This window comes from Citrobacter sp. XT1-2-2 (assembly GCF_023516235.1).
In the GTDB taxonomy this organism is placed as follows: domain Bacteria; phylum Pseudomonadota; class Gammaproteobacteria; order Enterobacterales; family Enterobacteriaceae; genus Citrobacter; species Citrobacter werkmanii.
This window is the reverse complement of the sequence record NZ_CP097324.1, coordinates 825738-843729: the sequence shown is the minus strand read 5'-3', so window position 1 is coordinate 843729 and position 17992 is coordinate 825738. Positions and strand designations below refer to the sequence as shown.

Here is a 17992-nt window from a genome sequence, read left to right as displayed (position 1 = left end):
CGCTGACGCTTACCGGGCCTACGCGTGCGAAAACGAATACGCAAAATAATTCGCGTTGCAGTGAGTAGGCCGGATAAGCATTAGCGCCATCCGGCACAACATTATTCGTCTTCTAACAATGCTTCGTACGCAGTGGCATCCAGCAGCGATTCGATTTCGCTTTCATCGCTGGCTTTGATTTTGAAGATCCAGCCACCGGCATACGGTTCGCTGTTAACCAGTTCCGGGGAGTCGCTGAGCGCGTCGTTAACCGCAACAATCTCACCGCTTACCGGCGCATAAATATCAGAAGCCGCTTTTACGGATTCCGCAACGGCGCAGTCATCGCCCGCGCTGACGGTGGCACCAACTTCTGGCAGGTCGACGAAAACCATGTCACCCAACAGCTCCTGAGCATGTTCGGTGATACCAACGGTGTAAGAGCCGTCAGCTTCTTTGCGCAGCCATTCGTGTTCTTTGCTGTATTTCAGTTCTGCAGGTACGTTGCTCATCAATCAATCTCCAAAAAGGATGAATCACGCGACGGCTTTGCCGTTACGCACAAAAACAGGTTTAGTGACTTTTACTGGCATTTCGCGGTTACGGATCTGCACGATCGCTGTCTCACCGATACCCGCAGGGACACGCGCCAGCGCGATGCTGTAGCCCAGGGTTGGGGAGAATGTTCCGCTGGTGATAATGCCTTCATGTTGGTTACCGGAAGCGTCAGTGAAACGGACTGGCAGTTCATTACGCAGCACGCCCTTCTCGGTCATCACCAGTCCGACCAGCTGTTCATGGCCTTTGTCGCGCTGCATTTCCAGTGCTTCACGACCAATAAAGTCGCGGTCGGCAGGTTCCCACGCAATGGTCCAACCCATGTTGGCTTCCAGCGGAGAAATCCCTTCGTCCATCTCCTGACCATACAGGTTCATACCCGCTTCCAGACGCAGCGTGTCACGCGCGCCCAGACCGCAAGGTTTGACGCCTGCTTGTACCAGCGCACGCCAGAAATCAGCCGCTTTTTCATTCGGCATGGCGATTTCATAGCCTGCTTCGCCGGTATAACCGGTGGTTGCGATAAACAAATCACCCGCCTGAACGCCAAAGAACGGCTTCATACCTTCTACCGCATGGCGCTGTTCGTCAGTAAACAACGTGGCTGCTTTTTCCTGCGCGTTTGGCCCCTGCACCGCAATCAGCGACAGGTCGTCACGAACGGTGATGTCGATGGCGTAGGGTTCAGCATGTTGGGTAATCCAGGAGAGGTCTTTTTCGCGGGTGGCGGAGTTTACAACGAGGCGGAAGAAATCTTCAGTGAAGTAATAGACAATCAGGTCATCTATCACACCGCCCGATGCGTTAAGCATACCGGAGTAGAGGGCTTTACCCGTCTTCGTTAGCTTCGCAACGTCGTTTGCCAGCAGATAACGCAAGAACTCCCGGGTGCGGCTGCCGCGCAGGTCGACGATGGTCATATGCGACACATCAAACATACCGGCATCGGTGCGAACAGCATGGTGTTCATCGAGCTGAGAACCGTAATGCAGTGGCATCATCCAGCCATGGAAATCTACCATGCGCGCGCCACATAGCGTGTGTTGTTCGTACAAAGGAGTCTGTTGAGCCATCTTTTCCTCGTTGAATAAGCGGGGCTACCAACTCTTTCGCGGTGAAATTTTCGCCACGAAACCCAGCACCGCAGCCGCTCCAGGGGCTACGACGCAAACGTTCTCTTTGTCCTGAACTTACCACCGAAACAGACGCTAAACCATAAGGCAAAATTAGCCATCACATTAGCTTATGGCAAAAAATGGCCAGATCGACGACAGAATAAAAATCCACAAGTACGCAAATAAATCAGAACAACAAACAGCATAGAGAAGAAAAAATCAGCATCAAACCACATTAAATATGGAAAAAATGTCAAAAATGGCGTTATGAAAAAAACGTGATATTAAAAAAACTAATGCGAAAAAAGGTGTGGAATTAGATTATTTCAAATGAGAGAAGCATCCCGGCGCGAGGGCCGGGAGAGGAAAATGTGACGGGTCTCAAACTCTTAAGATTGTCCTTACGGACGCTAGCGTAGCCACTCGGGAAGATCGTTCAGTCCCATCGCCTGACGGATGAGCTGCGGTTTTACACCCGGAAGGGTATCGGCCAGTTTCAGACCAATATCACGCAGCAGTTTTTTCGCCGGATTCTCGCCGGCAAACAGTTCACGGAAGCCCTGCATACCGGCCAGCATCATTGCTGCGCTGTGCTTACGGCTGCGCTCATAACGACGCAAATAGAGATACTGGCCAATATCTTTGCCCTGACGGTGTAGCCGCTTAAGCTCATCGATAAGCTCTGCCGCATCCATAAAGCCGAGGTTAACCCCCTGACCCGCCAGCGGGTGGATGGTATGCGCCGCATCACCCACCAGCGCCAGACGATGGGCGGCGAACTGACGAGCATAGCGTCCCGTCAGCGGAAACGTCTGCCGTTCGCTTTCAACGCTGCACAGTCCCAGACGGTTATCAAAAGCGATATTCAGCGCCTGATTAAACTCATCAACGCTTGCCTGCTGCATGCGTTCGGCTTCCTGCGGAGAAAGTGACCAGACGATAGAGCATAGATGCGGGTCACTGAGCGGCAGGAATGCCAGGATACCCTCGCCGTGAAACGCCTGGCGCGCAACAGCGCCGTGAGCTTCCTGCGTACGGATCGTCGCCACCAGCGCATGATGACGGTAATCCCAGAAGGTGAGCGGAATGTCTGCTTTATTACGCAGCCAGGAGTTAGCGCCATCCGCGCCGATCACCAGGCGAGCCGTCAGCATTGTGCCCTCTTTCAGAGTCAGAAATGCCTCGTTCTCACCCCAGGCTACCTGCTGTATTTCAGCGGGCGCCAGCAGCGTAATATCCGGCGAACGCTGCGCCTTTTGCCATAGCGCGTAATGAATCTCTGCGTTTTCGACGATGTGGCCCAAATGGCTGTAGCCCATGCTCTGGTCGTCAAATTCAATGCGCCCGAAGCTGTCTTTGTCCCAGACTTCCATACCGTGATAGCAGCACGCGCGACGGGCAGCGATATCTGACCAGACGCCCAAACGAGTAAGCAGTTTTTCACTGGCGGCATTGATTGCCGACACGCGAAGCTGAGGAGGTGCATCCACCGCCAACGACTGCGGAACATGTTGTTCTAACACCGCAACGCGTAACCCGCTGCCCTGCAAGCCGCAGGCAACCGCCAGTCCCACCATGCCGCCACCGACAATTGCTACATCAACACTTTGCACTGTTTACTCCTGGAAACCGGAACAATCAAAACCGTAGGCCGGATAAGGCATTTACGCCGCCATCCGGCTTACAGGCCATATTTATCGCGCAACCCAACCCAGGGTCCGCTCCGCCAGCGCATCGCGCGCGGGTGTGAATAACTCCATCGCCATCAGCCCGGCATTTCGCCCAACAACCAGCGGGGCCCAGCGGTTGGCAAACAGATACACCAGATTGTTGGTTACGCCAATTGTCGTTTCGCGATCGCGCTCACGACGTTGCTGATAGCGTGCCAGCACTGCGTAATCACCAATATCTTCCGCGCAGTTTTGCGCCTGAGTTAACGTCTCAGCCAGGCTCATTACGTCGCGCAGACCAAGGTTGAAACCTTGTCCGGCAATGGGATGTAGCGTCTGAGCGGCGTTCCCCACCAGCACGGTACGATGGGTAATCGCCTTCAGCGCAGTGGTTAATGACAGCGGATAAGCGCTGCGTTTACCGGTCTGGGTAATACGTCCCAGCCGCCAGCCAAACGCGGTTTGCAATTCACGGCAAAACCGTTCGTCGGACCAGGCCATGATCTCATCGCGCTGATCCAGCGGATGGCACCACACCAGCGAGCAGCGACCATCAGACATCGGGAGCATTGCCAGCGGGCCATGCTGCGTAAAACGTTCAAACGCGCGCCCATCGTGGGGAACGGAGGTCGAAACATTGGCGATTACCGCCAGTTGTTCATAAGGCTGCTGCAGCCAGTCCACACCGCAGGCGGTAGCCAGCGCGGAACGTGTACCGTCAGCGGCGACCACCACGCGACCGGTAATGGACTCGCCATTTTCCAGTGTGACCTCAACTTGACCCTGCGTACGCGACACGCTGGCTACGCGATCGGGACAATGCAGCGTGACGCCCGGCGCTTTACGCAGTAGCGCAAACAGACGCAGCCCAACATCGTGGAGTTCCACCACCTGACCCAGCGCCGGGAGACGATATTCCTGCGCATCCAGCGTAACAAATCCGGCATGGCCGCGATCGCTGACGTGGACCGTTTTAATTGCCGTTGCGCAATCGGCAATCGCCTGCCACACGCCAATTCGCGCCAGCTGCTGACAGGTTCCTGCCGCCAGCGCAATCGCCCGGGCGTCAAACCCAGGATGACGGTCAGTTTCAGGTTCGCTCGCTTCTATCAGATGAACTGGCAGCGTCCCATGACTGAGCTGGGAAATGGCCAGCGCCAGCGTCGCGCCGACCATGCCACCACCAACGATAATTACGCTCATTGCAGTCGCGCCGCAGCCATTAAGGCTTCAATATCATCCGCTTTCTTCACCACGCTGGCGGTCAGATTTTCATTACCGTCTTCGGTGATAAGGATGTCATCTTCTATACGAATGCCAATGCCCCGATAAGCAGCCGGTACATCGGCATCCGGCGCGATATATAACCCTGGCTCGACGGTCAGCACCATTCCTGGCTCAAGGATACGCGAACGATCCTGACCATAAACGCCAACATCGTGCACATCCAGCCCCAGCCAGTGGCTAAGGCCATGCATAAAGTATGGCCGGTGCGCATTCTCGGTAATTAACTGGTCGACGTCACCGCGCAATATGCCAAGCTTCACCAGACCGGTAATCATGATGCGCACAACTTCACCGGTGACGTCCTGAATGGAAGTTCCGGGGCGATACAGACGTAGGCTGGTCTCTAAGGATTCCAGCACGATATCGTAGATTTCGCGCTGCGCGGGGGTAAATTTGCCATTAACCGGAAAAGTACGCGTAATGTCGCCCGCATAGCCTTTGTATTCACAGCCAGCGTCAATCAGCACCAGGTCGCCATCGCGCATTTCACTTTCATTTTCGGTGTAATGCAGGATACAGCCGTTTTCACCGCTTCCGACAATGGTGTTATAGGACGGATAACGCGCGCCGTGGCGGGTAAATTCGTGGTGAATCTCCCCTTCCAGTTGGTATTCAAACATCCCCGGACGGCATTTTTCCATCGCGCGGGTATGCGCCAGGGCGGTGATCTCTCCGGCACGGCGCATGATCGCAATCTCTTCTGGTGATTTGAACAGGCGCATTTCATGCACCATCGGACGCCAGTCGATGATCGCGCCAGGCGCGTGCAGATTTTGTCTGGAACCTTTGCGTAGTTTATCCAGCGCCGTGCAGACAATTTCGTCAGCCCAAGCGTACTCGCCCTGTGCGTGATACACCGCGTCCAGGCCATTGAGCAGCAAGTGCAGCTGTTGGTTGATTTCACTGAAGGCCAGCGCCCGGTCAACGCCGAGTTTTGCCGGCGCGGCATCCTGGCCCAGACGGCGGCCAAACCAGATCTCCGCCGTCAGATCGCGAACCCGGTTGAACAAAACGCTGTGGTTATGAGTATCATCACTTTTAATCAGCACCAGCACGGCTTCAGGCTCGTTAAAGCCGGTGAAATACCAGAAATCACTGTTCTGGCGGTACGGGTATTCACTGTCCGCGCTGCGCGTCGCTTCCGGCGCGGCAAAAATCAGCGCGGCGCTGCCGGGCTGCATTTGTGCCAGCAAAGCCTGACGACGACGCTGGAATTCTTGCTGAGATATCTCACTCATAACACTCTCCTTGGCGTTGTTGTATTTAGTGCAGAGTCGGTTTACGGACTTCCGGCGCAGTCGGCTGCTGACGCGTAAACGTGTCATGGCACAGCAAGGCGGCTACACGCACGTATTCGATGATCTCTTCGAGCGACATTTCCAGCTCTTCCTGATCTTCGTCTTCGTCATAGCCCAACTGGGCGATATTGCGCAGGTCGTCAATCGCTTCACCGGTTTCGCCGGTCACTTTGTCGAGCTTAGGCTGCGTGACGCCGAGGCCCAGCAGGAAGTGGTTTACCCAGCCAGCCAGCGCATCGGCGCGATCGAATACGCTGACGTCATCACCTTCAGGCAGAAAAAGCTGAAAAAGGAAGCCGTCGTCCTCAAGGGCATCGCTGGTAGCAGAGTGCATTTTCAGCAGCGCCTGAGCCAGCTCGTGACCAAAGGCCAGACCTTCGTTCGTCAGGTCGTGCAACAGCGGCTGCCATGAGCTGTCGTTGTTACCGCCACAAATTATCCCGCTGATTAAGCCGTGCATTTCGGCCGGGGTTAATCCAGCCCCTTGTTGGTTCAAAAACTGGCTAACTTCGCTGTAGCCAGGCATTTCGTTCTGTATAGACATAAGCATTCGTCATCAAAGGGAGGAATATTCATGATATGCTACCACTTTGGACCCTGGTGGACCAGAAAAGGGCTTGTATCTTGATACCAGGGTAGCTATAGTGTCGCCCCTTCGCGGACCCAAGGTCTGGAGACGAAGGCAGCGCAGTCAATCAGCAGGAAGGTGGCATGTCTGCACAACCCGTCGATATCCAAATATTTGGCCGTTCACTGCGAGTGAATTGCCCGCCTGAACAAAGGGATGCGTTGAATCAGGCTGCGGACGATCTCAATCAGCGATTGCAAGATCTGAAAGTTCGCACTAGAGTCACAAATACTGAGCAGTTGGTTTTCATCGCCGCGTTGAACATCAGCTATGAATTAACTCAGGAAAAAGCGAAGACGCGTGAGTACGCGGCGAGCATGGAACAACGTATTCGGATGCTGCAACAGACCATCGAACAAGCGTTGCTTGATCAGGGTCGCATAACCGAAAAAACGGGCCAAAACTTTGAATAACACTTTTCGGTTTACTGTGGTAGAGTGACCGTGAAGACAAAATTTCTCTGAGATGTTTGCAAGCGGGCCAGTCCCCTGAGCCGATATTTCATACCACAAGAATGTGGCGCTCCACGGTTGGTGAGCATGCTCGGCCCGTCCGAGAAGCCTTAAAACTGTGACGACACATTCACCTTGAACCAAGGGTTCAAGGGTTACAGCCTGCGGCGGCATCTCGGAGATTCCCTTCTACCTGGCAACAGCCATGACACTACTTTCTGAACTCCCTTTATCCCGACAAGAAATACGCACACTGATTCGTCAGCGTCGCCGTGCGCTTACCAGCGATCAGCAACAACAATTTGGTCAGCAAGCCGCGACCAGAATGCTCAGTTTTCCCCCTGTTGTTCTTGCCCATACCGTGGCGGTGTTTCTCTCTTTCGATGGCGAACTCGACACCCAACCGCTGATCGAACAGCTGTGGCGAGCGGGTAAGCGCGTCTACCTTCCGGTTCTTCATCCCTTCAGCCCTGGCAACCTGCTGTTCCTGCACTATCATCCGCAGAGTGCGCTGGTGACCAACCGCTTAAAGATCCAGGAGCCGCGACTTGATGTCCGCGACGTATTACCACTGGCAAAGCTGGATGTACTGGTTACGCCGTTAGTCGCGTTTGATGAAGACGGGCAGCGCCTGGGCATGGGCGGCGGATTTTATGACCGTACGTTGCAAAACTGGCAGCAGCATAAGATCCAGCCCGTGGGCTACGCGCATGATTGCCAGTTAGTGGAAAAGCTGCCTGTCGAAGAGTGGGATATCCCACTGCCTGCGGTGGTGACACCATCCAAAATTTGGCAGTGGTAGCCGTTTTTTGCCGATTGACAGCGCCGTTTTTTTGACCTAAATTCCTCGGTGAAGGGTGAGGGAGGCGAACCTCCCTCCTGCGTACTCTCTGTTAATATGCTGGGCAAGCGATGATTAACAGGATCAGCAGCATGATGACGTATCTCATCATCGTCCCTTTCCTTTTTAGAGCCCCTGCTTCGGTAGGGGCTTTCCCGTTTCAGCGCGATGCTGAGCCCCTATCGTAAATTTCTTTTAGTGCTGTACAACACGCAGCACTGCCTTTAGTTGCCAATTGCGGCAAGGCTCGAAAACAGAATGTATGCGTTACAGAAAGAAATTTTGAGGCAGGGAAATCAGAGGAAAGATGGGCAGGTCATCGCCTGCCCATTTAGAGGAAATTAGTACAGCAGACGGGCGCGAATGGTTCCCGGAAGGGCTTTCATCGCCAGCAGCGCTTTTTCCGCCACATCTTCATCCGCTTCAATATCGATGACCACATAACCTACCTGCGCGGAAGTCTGCAGATACTGCGCGGCAATGTTGACGCCCTGCTCGGCAAAAATCTGGTTCAGCGCGGTCAGAACGCCAGGACGGTTTTCGTGAATGTGCATCAGACGACGACCACCGTGCAGCGGCAGCGAAACTTCCGGGAAGTTAACCGCAGACAGCGTGGAGCCGTTATCGGAATACTTGATCAGTTTCCCCGCCACTTCCAGACCGATATTTTCCTGCGCTTCCAGCGTGGAACCACCAATATGCGGCGTCAGGATCACGTTGTCGAAATCACACAGCGGCGAAGTGAACGGATCGCTGTTCGTTGCCGGTTCGGTTGGGAACACGTCAATTGCCGCCCCTGCAAGATGTTTGGTCGCTAACGCGTCGCACAACGCAGGAATATCAACCACCGTACCGCGTGCGGCGTTAATCAGCAGCGCGCCCGGTTTCATCAGCGAAATCTCACGCGCGCCCATCAGGTTTTTGGTAGAGGCATTTTCCGGCACGTGCAGGCTCACCACGTCGCTCATATTGAGCAGATCGGAAAGATGCTGAACCTGCGTGGCGTTACCCAGCGGAAGTTTATTTTCAATATCATAGAAATAGACATGCATCCCCAGCGATTCCGCCAGAATGCCTAACTGAGTACCAATGTGCCCGTAGCCGATGATCCCCAGTTTTTTGCCGCGCGCTTCAAAAGAGCCAGTAGCCAGTTTATTCCACACGCCGCGGTGCGCTTTGGCGTTCGCTTCTGGTACACCGCGTAGCAGTAGCAGCAGTTCGCCAATCACCAGTTCAGCAACGGAACGTGTGTTAGAGAATGGCGCGTTAAACACCGGGATCCCGCGCTTTGCCGCAGCGCTAAGATCAACCTGGTTGGTGCCGATGCAGAAGCAACCAATCGCGACCAGTTTTTCTGCGGCGGCAATTACATCTTCAGTCAGATGGGTACGGGATCGCAGGCCAATGAAGTGAGCATCACGGATGGACTCTTTCAGTTGTTCGGTGTCCAGAGCGCCTTTGTGAAACTCGATGTTGGTATAACCTGCTGCACGAAGGCTCTCGAGTGCTTTTTGGTGCACGCCTTCTACCAGCAGAAATTTAATCTTATCTTTCTCCAGTGATACCTTTGCCATTTCCCCGACCCTGTCTTTTTTGTCCAATCTGATGTGTTGTGTGTGGGATTTTCATCCGCCTCTTCAACATATCAAAAAATAATATTGCAGCAATATGAACGTTTGCGTCGTCATGCTGAGGAAATGTCATTCAGCGGGAAATGTCAGAGGAAAATACTGGCGATAACTTTTTCTTTGGAGAGATCGGCAGGGCAATATTGTAAACGTGACACAAGTCACCAAATTTGCCCTGCCAAAATTTTTTTAACGGGAGAAGACGCTCCCATCAGATCATTTTACGATAGTTTTCACGCCGTCTGGGGTACCGATCAGCGCGACATCCGCACCACGGTTAGCGAACAAACCTACGGTTACCACGCCCGGAATCGCATTAATGGCGTTTTCCAGCGCGATAGCGTCGAGGATTTCCAGACCATGCACGTCAAGGATCACGTTACCATTGTCAGTTACCACGCCCTGACGGTATTCAGGGCGACCGCCCAGCTTCACCAACTGGCGAGCCACTGCGCTACGCGCCATTGGGATAACTTCTACCGGCAACGGGAAGTTACCGAGAATATCGACTTCTTTGGACGCGTCAGCGATGCAAATAAATTTCTTCGCCACGGAAGCAATGATTTTTTCACGGGTCAACGCTGCGCCACCGCCTTTAATCATCTGCATATGGCCGTTGATTTCATCTGCACCGTCAACGTAGACGCCGAGGCTGTCCACTTCGTTAAGATCGAACACGTGGATGCCAAGGCTTTTGAGTTTTTCGGTCGAGGCGTCAGAACTGGACACCGCGCCTTCAATCTGACCTTTCATTGTGCCCAGCGCATCAATAAAGTGTGCGGCTGTTGAACCTGTACCTACGCCCACAATGGTACCGGGCTGTACATACTGAAGTGCCGCCCATCCTACTGCTTTTTTCAGTTCATCCTGCGTCATGATCGTTTCGCCTGTGGTGTGAATATGGTGGGAAAATTCACGCGCATTATAGAACATTGTGCAGAAAAATGTCCCCACACCCGCTCCCGGGTGGCTGATTTCGTCTTTACCCAACCCAAATTTGTGTCATAGTGCAGAACAAGCAAAAATTTCAGGAGTGCGCCAAAGCAATGAAACGTCCGGACTACAGAACACTACAAGCACTGGATGCGGTTATTCGTGAACGAGGATTTGAGCGCGCGGCGCAAAAGCTGTGCATCACGCAATCCGCCGTTTCACAGCGCATAAAACAGCTTGAGAATATGTTCGGACAGCCGCTGCTGGTGCGTACCGTACCGCCTCGCCCGACTGAACAAGGGCAGAAACTCCTGGCGCTCTTACGCCAGGTTGAACTGCTGGAAGATGAGTGGCTGGGTGATGAGCAAACTGGCTCCACGCCGCTGCTGCTTTCGCTGGCGGTGAACGCCGACAGTCTGGCAACCTGGTTGCTTCCGGCGCTGGCCCCGGTACTGGCTAATTCGCCGATTCGCCTGAACCTGCAGGTTGAGGATGAAACGCGCACGCAGGAACGTCTGCGCCGTGGTGAAGTGGTCGGTGCGGTGAGTATTCAACATCAGGCGCTGCCAAGCTGTCTGGTGGATAAACTTGGCGCGCTGGATTACCTGTTTGTGGGTTCAAAAGCGTTCGCCGAGCGCTATTTCCCGAACGGCGTCACTCGCTCTGCCCTGCTGAAAGCCCCGGCGGTCGCGTTTGACCATCTTGATGATATGCATCAGGCGTTCCTGCAACAAAACTTCGATCTGCCGCCAGGCAGCGTGCCTTGCCATATCGTTAACTCATCAGAAGCCTTCGTCCAGTTGGCCCGTCAGGGCACGACCTGCTGCATGATCCCGCACTTACAGATAGAAAAAGAGCTGGAAAGCGGTGAGCTCATCGACTTGACGCCGGGCCTGTTCCAGCGTCGGATGTTGTACTGGCACCGTTTTGCGCCGGAAAGCCGCATGATGCGCAACGTTACCGACGCGCTGCTGGCTTACGGTCACAACGTACTGCGTCAGGATTAAACTGTTTGTAGCCTCTGAGTGCCGGATGGCGGCGTAACGCCTTATCCGGCCTACCCCCTCTTACCGCTTTTTCATGTTATTCCCGCCACGTCTTTGAAATACATCACAAAATAAAACATACCACGCGGCAAAAAACGACGCCCTGTTGGCTATTTTTTGCTGGCGACAAGCCAAATGAAAAAGCTCACCGTATCTCGTAAAGATTCAACTTATTGCGTAATACGGAGCAAAAAATGGCTAACGTGCAAGAGTGGCAAACACTTGCCAATAAAGAACTCAGTCGACGGGAAAAAACCGTTGAGTCGCTGGAAAGACAGACGGCGGAAGGGATTGTCATCAAGCCGCTGTACACCGAGGCTGACCTCGATAATCTGGAAGTCACGGGCACCCTGCCCGGCCTGCCGCCTTACGTGCGCGGCCCACGCGCCACCATGTATACCGCGCAGCCGTGGACCATCCGCCAGTATGCCGGTTTCTCTACCGCCAAAGAATCCAACGCCTTTTACCGTCGCAACCTCGCCGCCGGACAAAAAGGACTTTCCGTTGCCTTTGACCTTGCCACCCACCGCGGCTATGACTCTGACAACCCGCGCGTGGCGGGCGATGTCGGCAAAGCGGGCGTGGCGATCGATACCGTCGAAGATATGAAGGTGCTGTTTGATCAGATCCCGCTGGATAAGATGTCGGTGTCGATGACGATGAACGGCGCGGTGCTGCCGGTCCTGGCGTTTTATATCGTCGCGGCTGAGGAGCAAGGCGTAACGCCGGAACAGCTCACCGGGACCATTCAGAACGATATTCTGAAAGAGTATCTGTGCCGCAACACCTACATCTATCCACCAAAACCTTCAATGCGCATCATCGCCGACATCATCGCCTGGTGCTCCGCCAATATGCCGCGCTATAACACCATCAGTATCAGCGGTTATCACATGGGGGAAGCCGGAGCGAACTGCGTCCAGCAGGTAGCGTTTACGCTGGCTGACGGCATTGAGTACATCAAAGCCGCACTGTCTGCCGGGCTGAAAATTGATGACTTCGCCCCGCGTCTGTCATTCTTCTTCGGTATCGGCATGGATCTGTTTATGAACGTCGCCATGCTGCGCGCGGCTCGCTATTTGTGGAGTGAAGCCGTCAGCGGTTTTGGCGCAACCAACCCGAAATCTCTCGCTCTGCGTACCCACTGCCAGACCTCCGGCTGGAGTCTGACCGAACAGGATCCCTACAACAACGTGATCCGCACAACCATTGAAGCACTCGGCGCCACGCTTGGCGGTACCCAGTCGCTGCACACCAACGCCTTTGATGAAGTGCTCGGTCTGCCCACCGATTTCTCTGCTCGCATCGCGCGTAATACACAGATCATTATTCAGGAGGAGTCAGAGATCTGCCGCACCGTCGATCCGCTGGCCGGATCGTACTACGTCGAATCATTGACCGATCAAATCGTGAAGCAGGCGCGCACGATCATTAAACAAATTGATGAAGCGGGCGGCATGGCGAAGGCGATTGAAGCTGGACTCCCCAAACGGATGATCGAAGAAGCTTCGGCGCGCGAGCAGTCGCTGATAGACCAGGGCAAACGCGTCATCGTTGGCGTGAACAAGTACAAGCTGGATAAAGAAGACGAAACGTCGGTACTGGAAATCGACAACGTGAAAGTGCGCAACGAACAGATTGCTTCACTACAGCATATCCGCGCCACTCGCGACAATGATGCCGTCAACGCCGCGCTAACGGCGCTGACCCACGCCGCGCAGCATAATGAAAATCTGCTGACCGCCGCCGTTAACGCCGCCCGCGTTCGCGCCACGCTCGGTGAGATCTCCGACGCGCTGGAAGCCGCTTTTGACCGCTATCTGGTTCCCAGCCAGTGCGTCACCGGCGTGATTGCGCAAAGCTATCACCAGTCCGACAAATCCGCCAATGAGTTCGACGCCATTGTTGCGCAAACCGAACAGTTCCTCGCGGAAAATGGTCGCCGACCTCGGATCCTGATCGCCAAGATGGGCCAGGATGGTCACGATCGCGGCGCGAAAGTGATCGCCAGCGCCTACTCCGATCTCGGCTTCGACGTCGATCTCAGTCCGATGTTCTCCACGCCAGAAGAGATCGCCCGTCTGGCGGTAGAAAACGATGTACATGTCATAGGCGCATCGTCACTGGCTGCAGGGCATAAGACGCTGATCCCTGAACTGGTCACGGCGCTCAAAGGCTGGGGACGCGCAGATATCTGCGTGGTGGCAGGCGGTGTAATACCACCACAGGACTACGCCTTCCTGTACGAGCATGGCGTGGCAGCCATTTATGGCCCCGGCACGCCAATGCTCGACAGCGTCCGCGATGTATTGACCCGGATCAGCCAGCATCATGATTAACGCCGCCACGCTTGACGATGCCGTCCGACGCTTGCGGCGCGGTGAACGGGCCACGCTTGCCCAGGCGATGACGCTGGTTGAGAGCAGCCACCCGCGCCACCAGCCACTGAGTACGCAATTGCTGGACGCGATAATGCCGTTCACCGGTAACGCGCTGCGTCTGGGCATCACTGGCACGCCGGGCGCGGGCAAAAGCACCTTTCTGGAGGCGTTCGGTATGCTGTTGATCCGTCGGGGATTACGGGTGGCAGTGATTGCGGTCGATCCCAGTAGTCCCGTTAGCGGCGGCAGCATTCTTGGCGATAAAACCCGGATGACGGAACTGTCCCGCGCAGAATCGGCATTTATTCGCCCGGTTCCTTCCAGCGGTCATTTAGGCGGCGCCAGCCAGCGTGCCCGTGAATTAATGCTGTTGTGCGAGGCGGCGGGCTTTGACGTGGTGATTGTGGAAACCGTCGGCGTCGGGCAGTCAGAAACTGAAGTCGCCGGCATGGTGGATTGCTTTATCTCACTGCAAATTGCCGGCGGTGGCGACGATTTGCAGGGCATCAAAAAGGGCCTGATGGAGATGGCGGATCTGGTCGTCATCAACAAGGACGACGGTGATAACCGTAACCAGGTTGCCATCGCCCGCCATATGTACGAATCCGCCCTGCATATTCTGCGCCGCAAGTATGACGAGTGGCAGCCGCAGGTTCTGGCCTGTAGCGCTCTGGAAAAACGTGGCATCGAGGAGATTTGGCAGGCGATAACTGACTTTAAAACGTGCCTTACCGTCAGCGGTCGACTGGAAAAAGTCCGCCAGCAGCAAGCGGTGGACTGGTTACACAAGCAGGCTGAAGAAGAAGCTTTGCATCTGCTGTTTACCCGGACTGATTTCGACCGTTATTTCCAGCAGACGCTGCAGGCCGTCAAAAATAACGACCTTTCGCCGCGTACCGGTCTGCGTCACATTAGTGAATTTATCCAGCATCATTACTTTGAATGAAGAGAACATTATGTCTTATCAATACGTCAACGTAGTCATCATCCAGAAAGTCGCGGTCATTGAGTTCAATTACGCCCGCAAGCTCAATGCGCTGAGCAAAGTGTTTATCGACGATCTGATGCAGGCGCTGAGCGATCTTAATCGTCCGGAAATTCGCTGCATCATTTTGCGCGCCCCGAGCGGGGCCAAAGTGTTCTCTGCCGGACATGATATTCATGAACTCCCCTCCGGACGTCGCGATCCGCTCTCCTATGACGATCCGCTGCGCCAGATCACCCGCATGATCCAAAAATATCCAAAACCGGTGATCTCCATGGTCGAAGGCAGCGTCTGGGGCGGCGCGTTTGAGATGATCATGAGTTCCGATCTCATCATCGCCGCTGAAACCTCTACCTTCTCGATGACACCGGTCAACCTCGGGGTACCGTATAACCTGGTCGGCATCCACAACCTGACCCGCGATGCTGGATTCCACATCGTGAAAGAGCTGATCTTTACCGCCTCGCCGATTACCGCTCAGCGTGCGATGGCCGTCGGGATCCTCAACCATGTGGTTCCTGTCGACGAACTGGAGGATTTCACTCTGCAAATGGCGCACCACATCTCGGAGAAAGCGCCGCTGGCCATCGCCGTCATTAAAGAAGAACTGCGCGTGCTGGGCGAAGCGCACACCATGAACTCAGACGAATTTGAGCGTATTCAGGGCATGCGCCGCGCGGTGTACGACAGCGAGGATTATCAGGAAGGGATGAACGCGTTTATGGAAAAACGTAAACCCAATTTTGTCGGCCATTAATCACGCCCGAGGAAGGAGACGGCCATGAAACGGATGAGTGCCGAAGAAGCGGCAGAAATTATCCAGCACGACGATATGGTGGCATTCAGCGGCTTTACCCCTGCGGGTTCGCCAAAAGCATTACCTAACGCAATTGCTCAACTCGCCTGCGAACGGCATCAGGTCGGGCAACCTTTTCAAATCCGTCTGCTGACAGGAGCCTCAATTGGCGCTGCCGCTGATGATGCGTTATCCGCGGCGGATGCCGTTTCCTGGCGGGCTCCCTATCAAACATCATCGGGCCTGCGCGAGAAAATTAATCAGGGTCAGGTGAGGTTTGTCGATCTCCATTTGAGCGAAGTGGCGCAAATGGTCAATTATGGCTTTTTTGGCGAGATCGATGTTGCCGTCATTGAAGCCTCCGCCATTGCGCCAGATGGTCGGATTTGGCTTTCCAGCGGCATCGGCAACGCGCCGACCTGGCTGCTGCGGGCGAAAAAGGTGATTATCGAACTGAATCATTACCATAACCCGCGCGTGGCGGAGTTTGCCGACATTGTGATACCCGGCGCACCGCCGCGGCGAAACAGCGTGCCGATTTTTCACACCATGGATCGCGTGGGCAGCCAGTGTGTGCAGATAGACCCGAAAAAAATTATCGCGGTCGTGGATACCGAACTACCCGATGCCGGAAATGCCGCGGATAAAAGCAACCCGGTCAGCCAGCAAATTGCCGATAACGTGGTGACATTTCTGCTGGCGGAAATGGCGCACAAACGCATCCCAGCGGAATTCCTGCCCTTACAAAGCGGCGTGGGCAATATCAACAACGCGGTAATGGCGCGACTGGGCGAGAACCCGGATATTCCACCCTTTATGATGTATTCCGAGGTGTTGCAAGAATCTGTGGTGCATCTGCTGGAAACGGGCAAGATAACCGGCGCCAGCGCCTCCAGTTTGACCATTTCAGCCCCATCGCTGCAGAAGATTTATGACAACATGGACTTCTTCGCCAGCCGGATTGTGCTGCGCCCGCAGGAGATTTCCAATAACCCGGAAATCATTCGTCGGCTGGGCGTCATTGCGCTCAATGTCGGTCTGGAGTTTGACATCTACGGTCATGCCAATTCCACACACGTAGCAGGTGTGAACCTGATGAATGGCATTGGCGGCAGCGGCGATTTCGAGCGCAACGCCTACCTGTCGATCTTTATGGCGCCGTCGATTGCCAAAGGCGGGAAAATCTCCACCATCGTACCGATGTGCAGCCATGTCGATCACAGCGAACATAGCGTCAAAGTGATCGTTACCGAACAGGGAATTGCCGATCTGCGTGGGTTATCTCCGATGCAGCGGGCGCACACGATTATCGATAACTGTGCGCATCCTCTGTATCGGGACTACCTGCACCGTTATCTGGAGCGAGCGCCCGGCGGGCATATCCATCACGATCTCAGCCATGCGTTCGATCTGCATCGTAACCTGATCGAAACCGGATCGATGCTCGTTTAACTTGCCGTACCCTCACGATCTTCAGCAATATGCTGAAGCATCGTGGCGGTATAACGATGGTTTTTCAGCGAATAGAGAAATTCCTGCATATACATAGGGCTGCCGGGCGCATCAAAATATTTCAACGTCGAGGGGTTAACCAGCCGCCAGGCAAAATGGGGGATCACCGTCAAAAACTGCCCACGCTCCACCGCGCTAATCTTGGCCATAAAGCTGTACGGGCGGTAGATAATCGTCGGATGAATTCCGCAGGGCCGCATGTAAGCATCGAGCATCGCCTCAAAGTTGGCGCGATTCTGGAAGCGCATTTGCAGCCATGGCAGCTCACGTAGCAGCTCATGCGGCTGTTTTTCTTCGTAGCGCCGGGAAACGAGAAACCCCAGACGCAGCGGAGACAACTCGCTAATCGCCAGATTTTCCAGTTCCTGCACGCGAGGGGAAACGTGCTGCGGTGAGATAATAAAATCCAGTTTCCGATCGAACAGGTTATCGATCACCCCATTCTCGCTGAATTCAATGGCCTGGGCCGTCACGCCATCGTACTTGTCGCCAAGGCTAATCAACTGGTCGAAAATAATCGTTGGATAGGTATTGTCGATGCCGATGACGATTTCTCGCGAGCGGCGAGAGGCGTTATGGATTTCGTTATCAATAGCAGAGAGACGCTGATAAACAGGGAACAGTTTCTGATAGAGCTCCTGCCCGGCTTTATTCAGGCTGATGTTGTTATCTTTGCGGGTAAACAGCGTATAGCCGATTTGATCTTCCAGTGCGGCAATGCTTTTACCGAAAGGCGATGCGGTCATATGGATTTTTTCTGCCGCTCTGGCGATGTTATTGGTTTGCGCCAGCAGAATGAAATTACGCATCTTTTTCGAGATAAAAATATCCATAGCGTCCCCTTAAAAATCGCTATGGCCTATCCTCATTACGGCGAAAAAAA

Annotated in this window: 16 protein-coding genes and 1 other RNA gene; 8 read left to right on the top strand and 9 right to left on the bottom strand. The window is 54.4% G+C overall.

Annotated features, from left to right (window positions below):
- Positions 1 to 101: 101 nt before the first annotated feature.
- From gcvH to M4I31_RS04095, 6 genes are all read right to left on the bottom strand, one after another.
- Entirely contained in the window at positions 102 to 491 is a 390-nt protein-coding gene (gene gcvH, locus M4I31_RS04120; protein ID WP_006686886.1) for a glycine cleavage system protein GcvH, read from the bottom strand.
- 24 nt (positions 492 to 515) lie between these two features.
- Positions 516 to 1610, bottom strand: a complete 1095-nt coding sequence (gcvT, locus tag M4I31_RS04115) for a glycine cleavage system aminomethyltransferase GcvT (protein WP_038633507.1) — start codon at positions 1608 to 1610, stop codon at positions 516 to 518.
- A 452-nt stretch (positions 1611 to 2062) separates the two neighbouring features.
- Positions 2063 to 3265 carry an FAD-dependent 2-octaprenylphenol hydroxylase gene (gene ubiI / locus M4I31_RS04110; RefSeq protein ID WP_085048760.1) on the bottom strand — a complete coding sequence of 401 codons (1203 nt, stop codon included), beginning with the start codon at positions 3263 to 3265 and terminating at the stop codon, positions 2063 to 2065.
- Between the two features lie 81 nt (positions 3266 to 3346).
- Positions 3347 to 4525, bottom strand: a complete 1179-nt coding sequence (ubiH, locus tag M4I31_RS04105; protein ID WP_085048759.1) for a 2-octaprenyl-6-methoxyphenyl hydroxylase — start codon at positions 4523 to 4525, stop codon at positions 3347 to 3349.
- On the bottom strand, positions 4522 to 5847 hold the full coding sequence (gene pepP / locus M4I31_RS04100) for a Xaa-Pro aminopeptidase (RefSeq protein ID WP_085048758.1): 1326 nt from the start codon (positions 5845 to 5847) through the stop codon (positions 4522 to 4524). The genes ubiH and pepP overlap by 4 nt, the downstream gene beginning before the upstream one ends.
- A gap of 25 nt (positions 5848 to 5872) precedes the next feature.
- Positions 5873 to 6451, bottom strand: coding sequence for a YecA family protein (locus M4I31_RS04095; RefSeq protein WP_087856780.1), 579 nt, complete (start codon positions 6449 to 6451; stop codon positions 5873 to 5875).
- Positions 6452 to 6618: 167 nt separating this feature from the next.
- Between M4I31_RS04095 and zapA the strand changes: the two genes are divergently transcribed.
- The 3 genes from zapA (at position 6619) to M4I31_RS04080 (ending at position 7789) form a co-directional block, all read left to right on the top strand.
- Positions 6619 to 6948 (top strand): cell division protein ZapA, encoded by a 330-nt coding sequence (gene zapA, locus M4I31_RS04090; RefSeq protein ID WP_003026980.1) that lies wholly within the window; start codon positions 6619 to 6621, stop codon positions 6946 to 6948.
- Positions 6949 to 6989: 41 nt separating this feature from the next.
- Positions 6990 to 7173: non-coding RNA, 6S RNA (gene ssrS / locus M4I31_RS04085), on the top strand.
- 19 nt (positions 7174 to 7192) lie between these two features.
- Positions 7193 to 7789, top strand: coding sequence for a 5-formyltetrahydrofolate cyclo-ligase (locus tag M4I31_RS04080; RefSeq protein ID WP_038633522.1), 597 nt, complete (start codon positions 7193 to 7195; stop codon positions 7787 to 7789).
- Between the two features lie 380 nt (positions 7790 to 8169).
- On the opposite strand, the gene serA is transcribed toward M4I31_RS04080, so the two are convergent.
- Entirely contained in the window at positions 8170 to 9402 is a 1233-nt protein-coding gene (serA, locus tag M4I31_RS04075; protein ID WP_006686878.1) for a phosphoglycerate dehydrogenase, read from the bottom strand.
- A gap of 270 nt (positions 9403 to 9672) precedes the next feature.
- Positions 9673 to 10332 (bottom strand): ribose-5-phosphate isomerase RpiA, encoded by a 660-nt coding sequence (rpiA, locus tag M4I31_RS04070; protein WP_016154364.1) that lies wholly within the window; start codon positions 10330 to 10332, stop codon positions 9673 to 9675.
- Positions 10333 to 10502: 170 nt separating this feature from the next.
- On the opposite strand from rpiA, the gene argP reads away from it, so the two are divergent.
- The 5 genes from argP to M4I31_RS04045 all read left to right on the top strand — a co-directional run bounded on the left by argP (position 10503) and on the right by M4I31_RS04045 (position 17049).
- Positions 10503 to 11396 (top strand): DNA-binding transcriptional regulator ArgP, encoded by an 894-nt coding sequence (gene argP / locus M4I31_RS04065; RefSeq protein WP_032940465.1) that lies wholly within the window; start codon positions 10503 to 10505, stop codon positions 11394 to 11396.
- 233 nt (positions 11397 to 11629) lie between these two features.
- Positions 11630 to 13774 carry a methylmalonyl-CoA mutase gene (gene scpA, locus M4I31_RS04060; RefSeq protein ID WP_250856859.1) on the top strand — a complete coding sequence of 715 codons (2145 nt, stop codon included), beginning with the start codon at positions 11630 to 11632 and terminating at the stop codon, positions 13772 to 13774.
- Positions 13767 to 14762, top strand: a complete 996-nt coding sequence (gene meaB / locus M4I31_RS04055; protein ID WP_038633531.1) for a methylmalonyl Co-A mutase-associated GTPase MeaB — start codon at positions 13767 to 13769, stop codon at positions 14760 to 14762. Before scpA ends, meaB begins: the two co-directional genes overlap by 8 nt.
- A 10-nt stretch (positions 14763 to 14772) precedes the next feature.
- Positions 14773 to 15558: a methylmalonyl-CoA decarboxylase gene (gene scpB, locus M4I31_RS04050; RefSeq protein ID WP_032940464.1), complete on the top strand. Its 786-nt coding sequence runs from the start codon at positions 14773 to 14775 to the stop codon at positions 15556 to 15558.
- Between the two features lie 24 nt (positions 15559 to 15582).
- Positions 15583 to 17049: an acetyl-CoA hydrolase/transferase family protein gene (locus M4I31_RS04045; RefSeq protein ID WP_038633535.1), complete on the top strand. Its 1467-nt coding sequence runs from the start codon at positions 15583 to 15585 to the stop codon at positions 17047 to 17049.
- On the opposite strand, the gene M4I31_RS04040 is transcribed toward M4I31_RS04045, so the two are convergent.
- Complete coding sequence (locus M4I31_RS04040) at positions 17046 to 17942, bottom strand: LysR family transcriptional regulator (RefSeq protein WP_038633537.1); 897 nt, start codon at positions 17940 to 17942, stop codon at positions 17046 to 17048. The genes M4I31_RS04045 and M4I31_RS04040 overlap by 4 nt on opposite strands.
- Positions 17943 to 17992 lie beyond the last annotated feature (50 nt).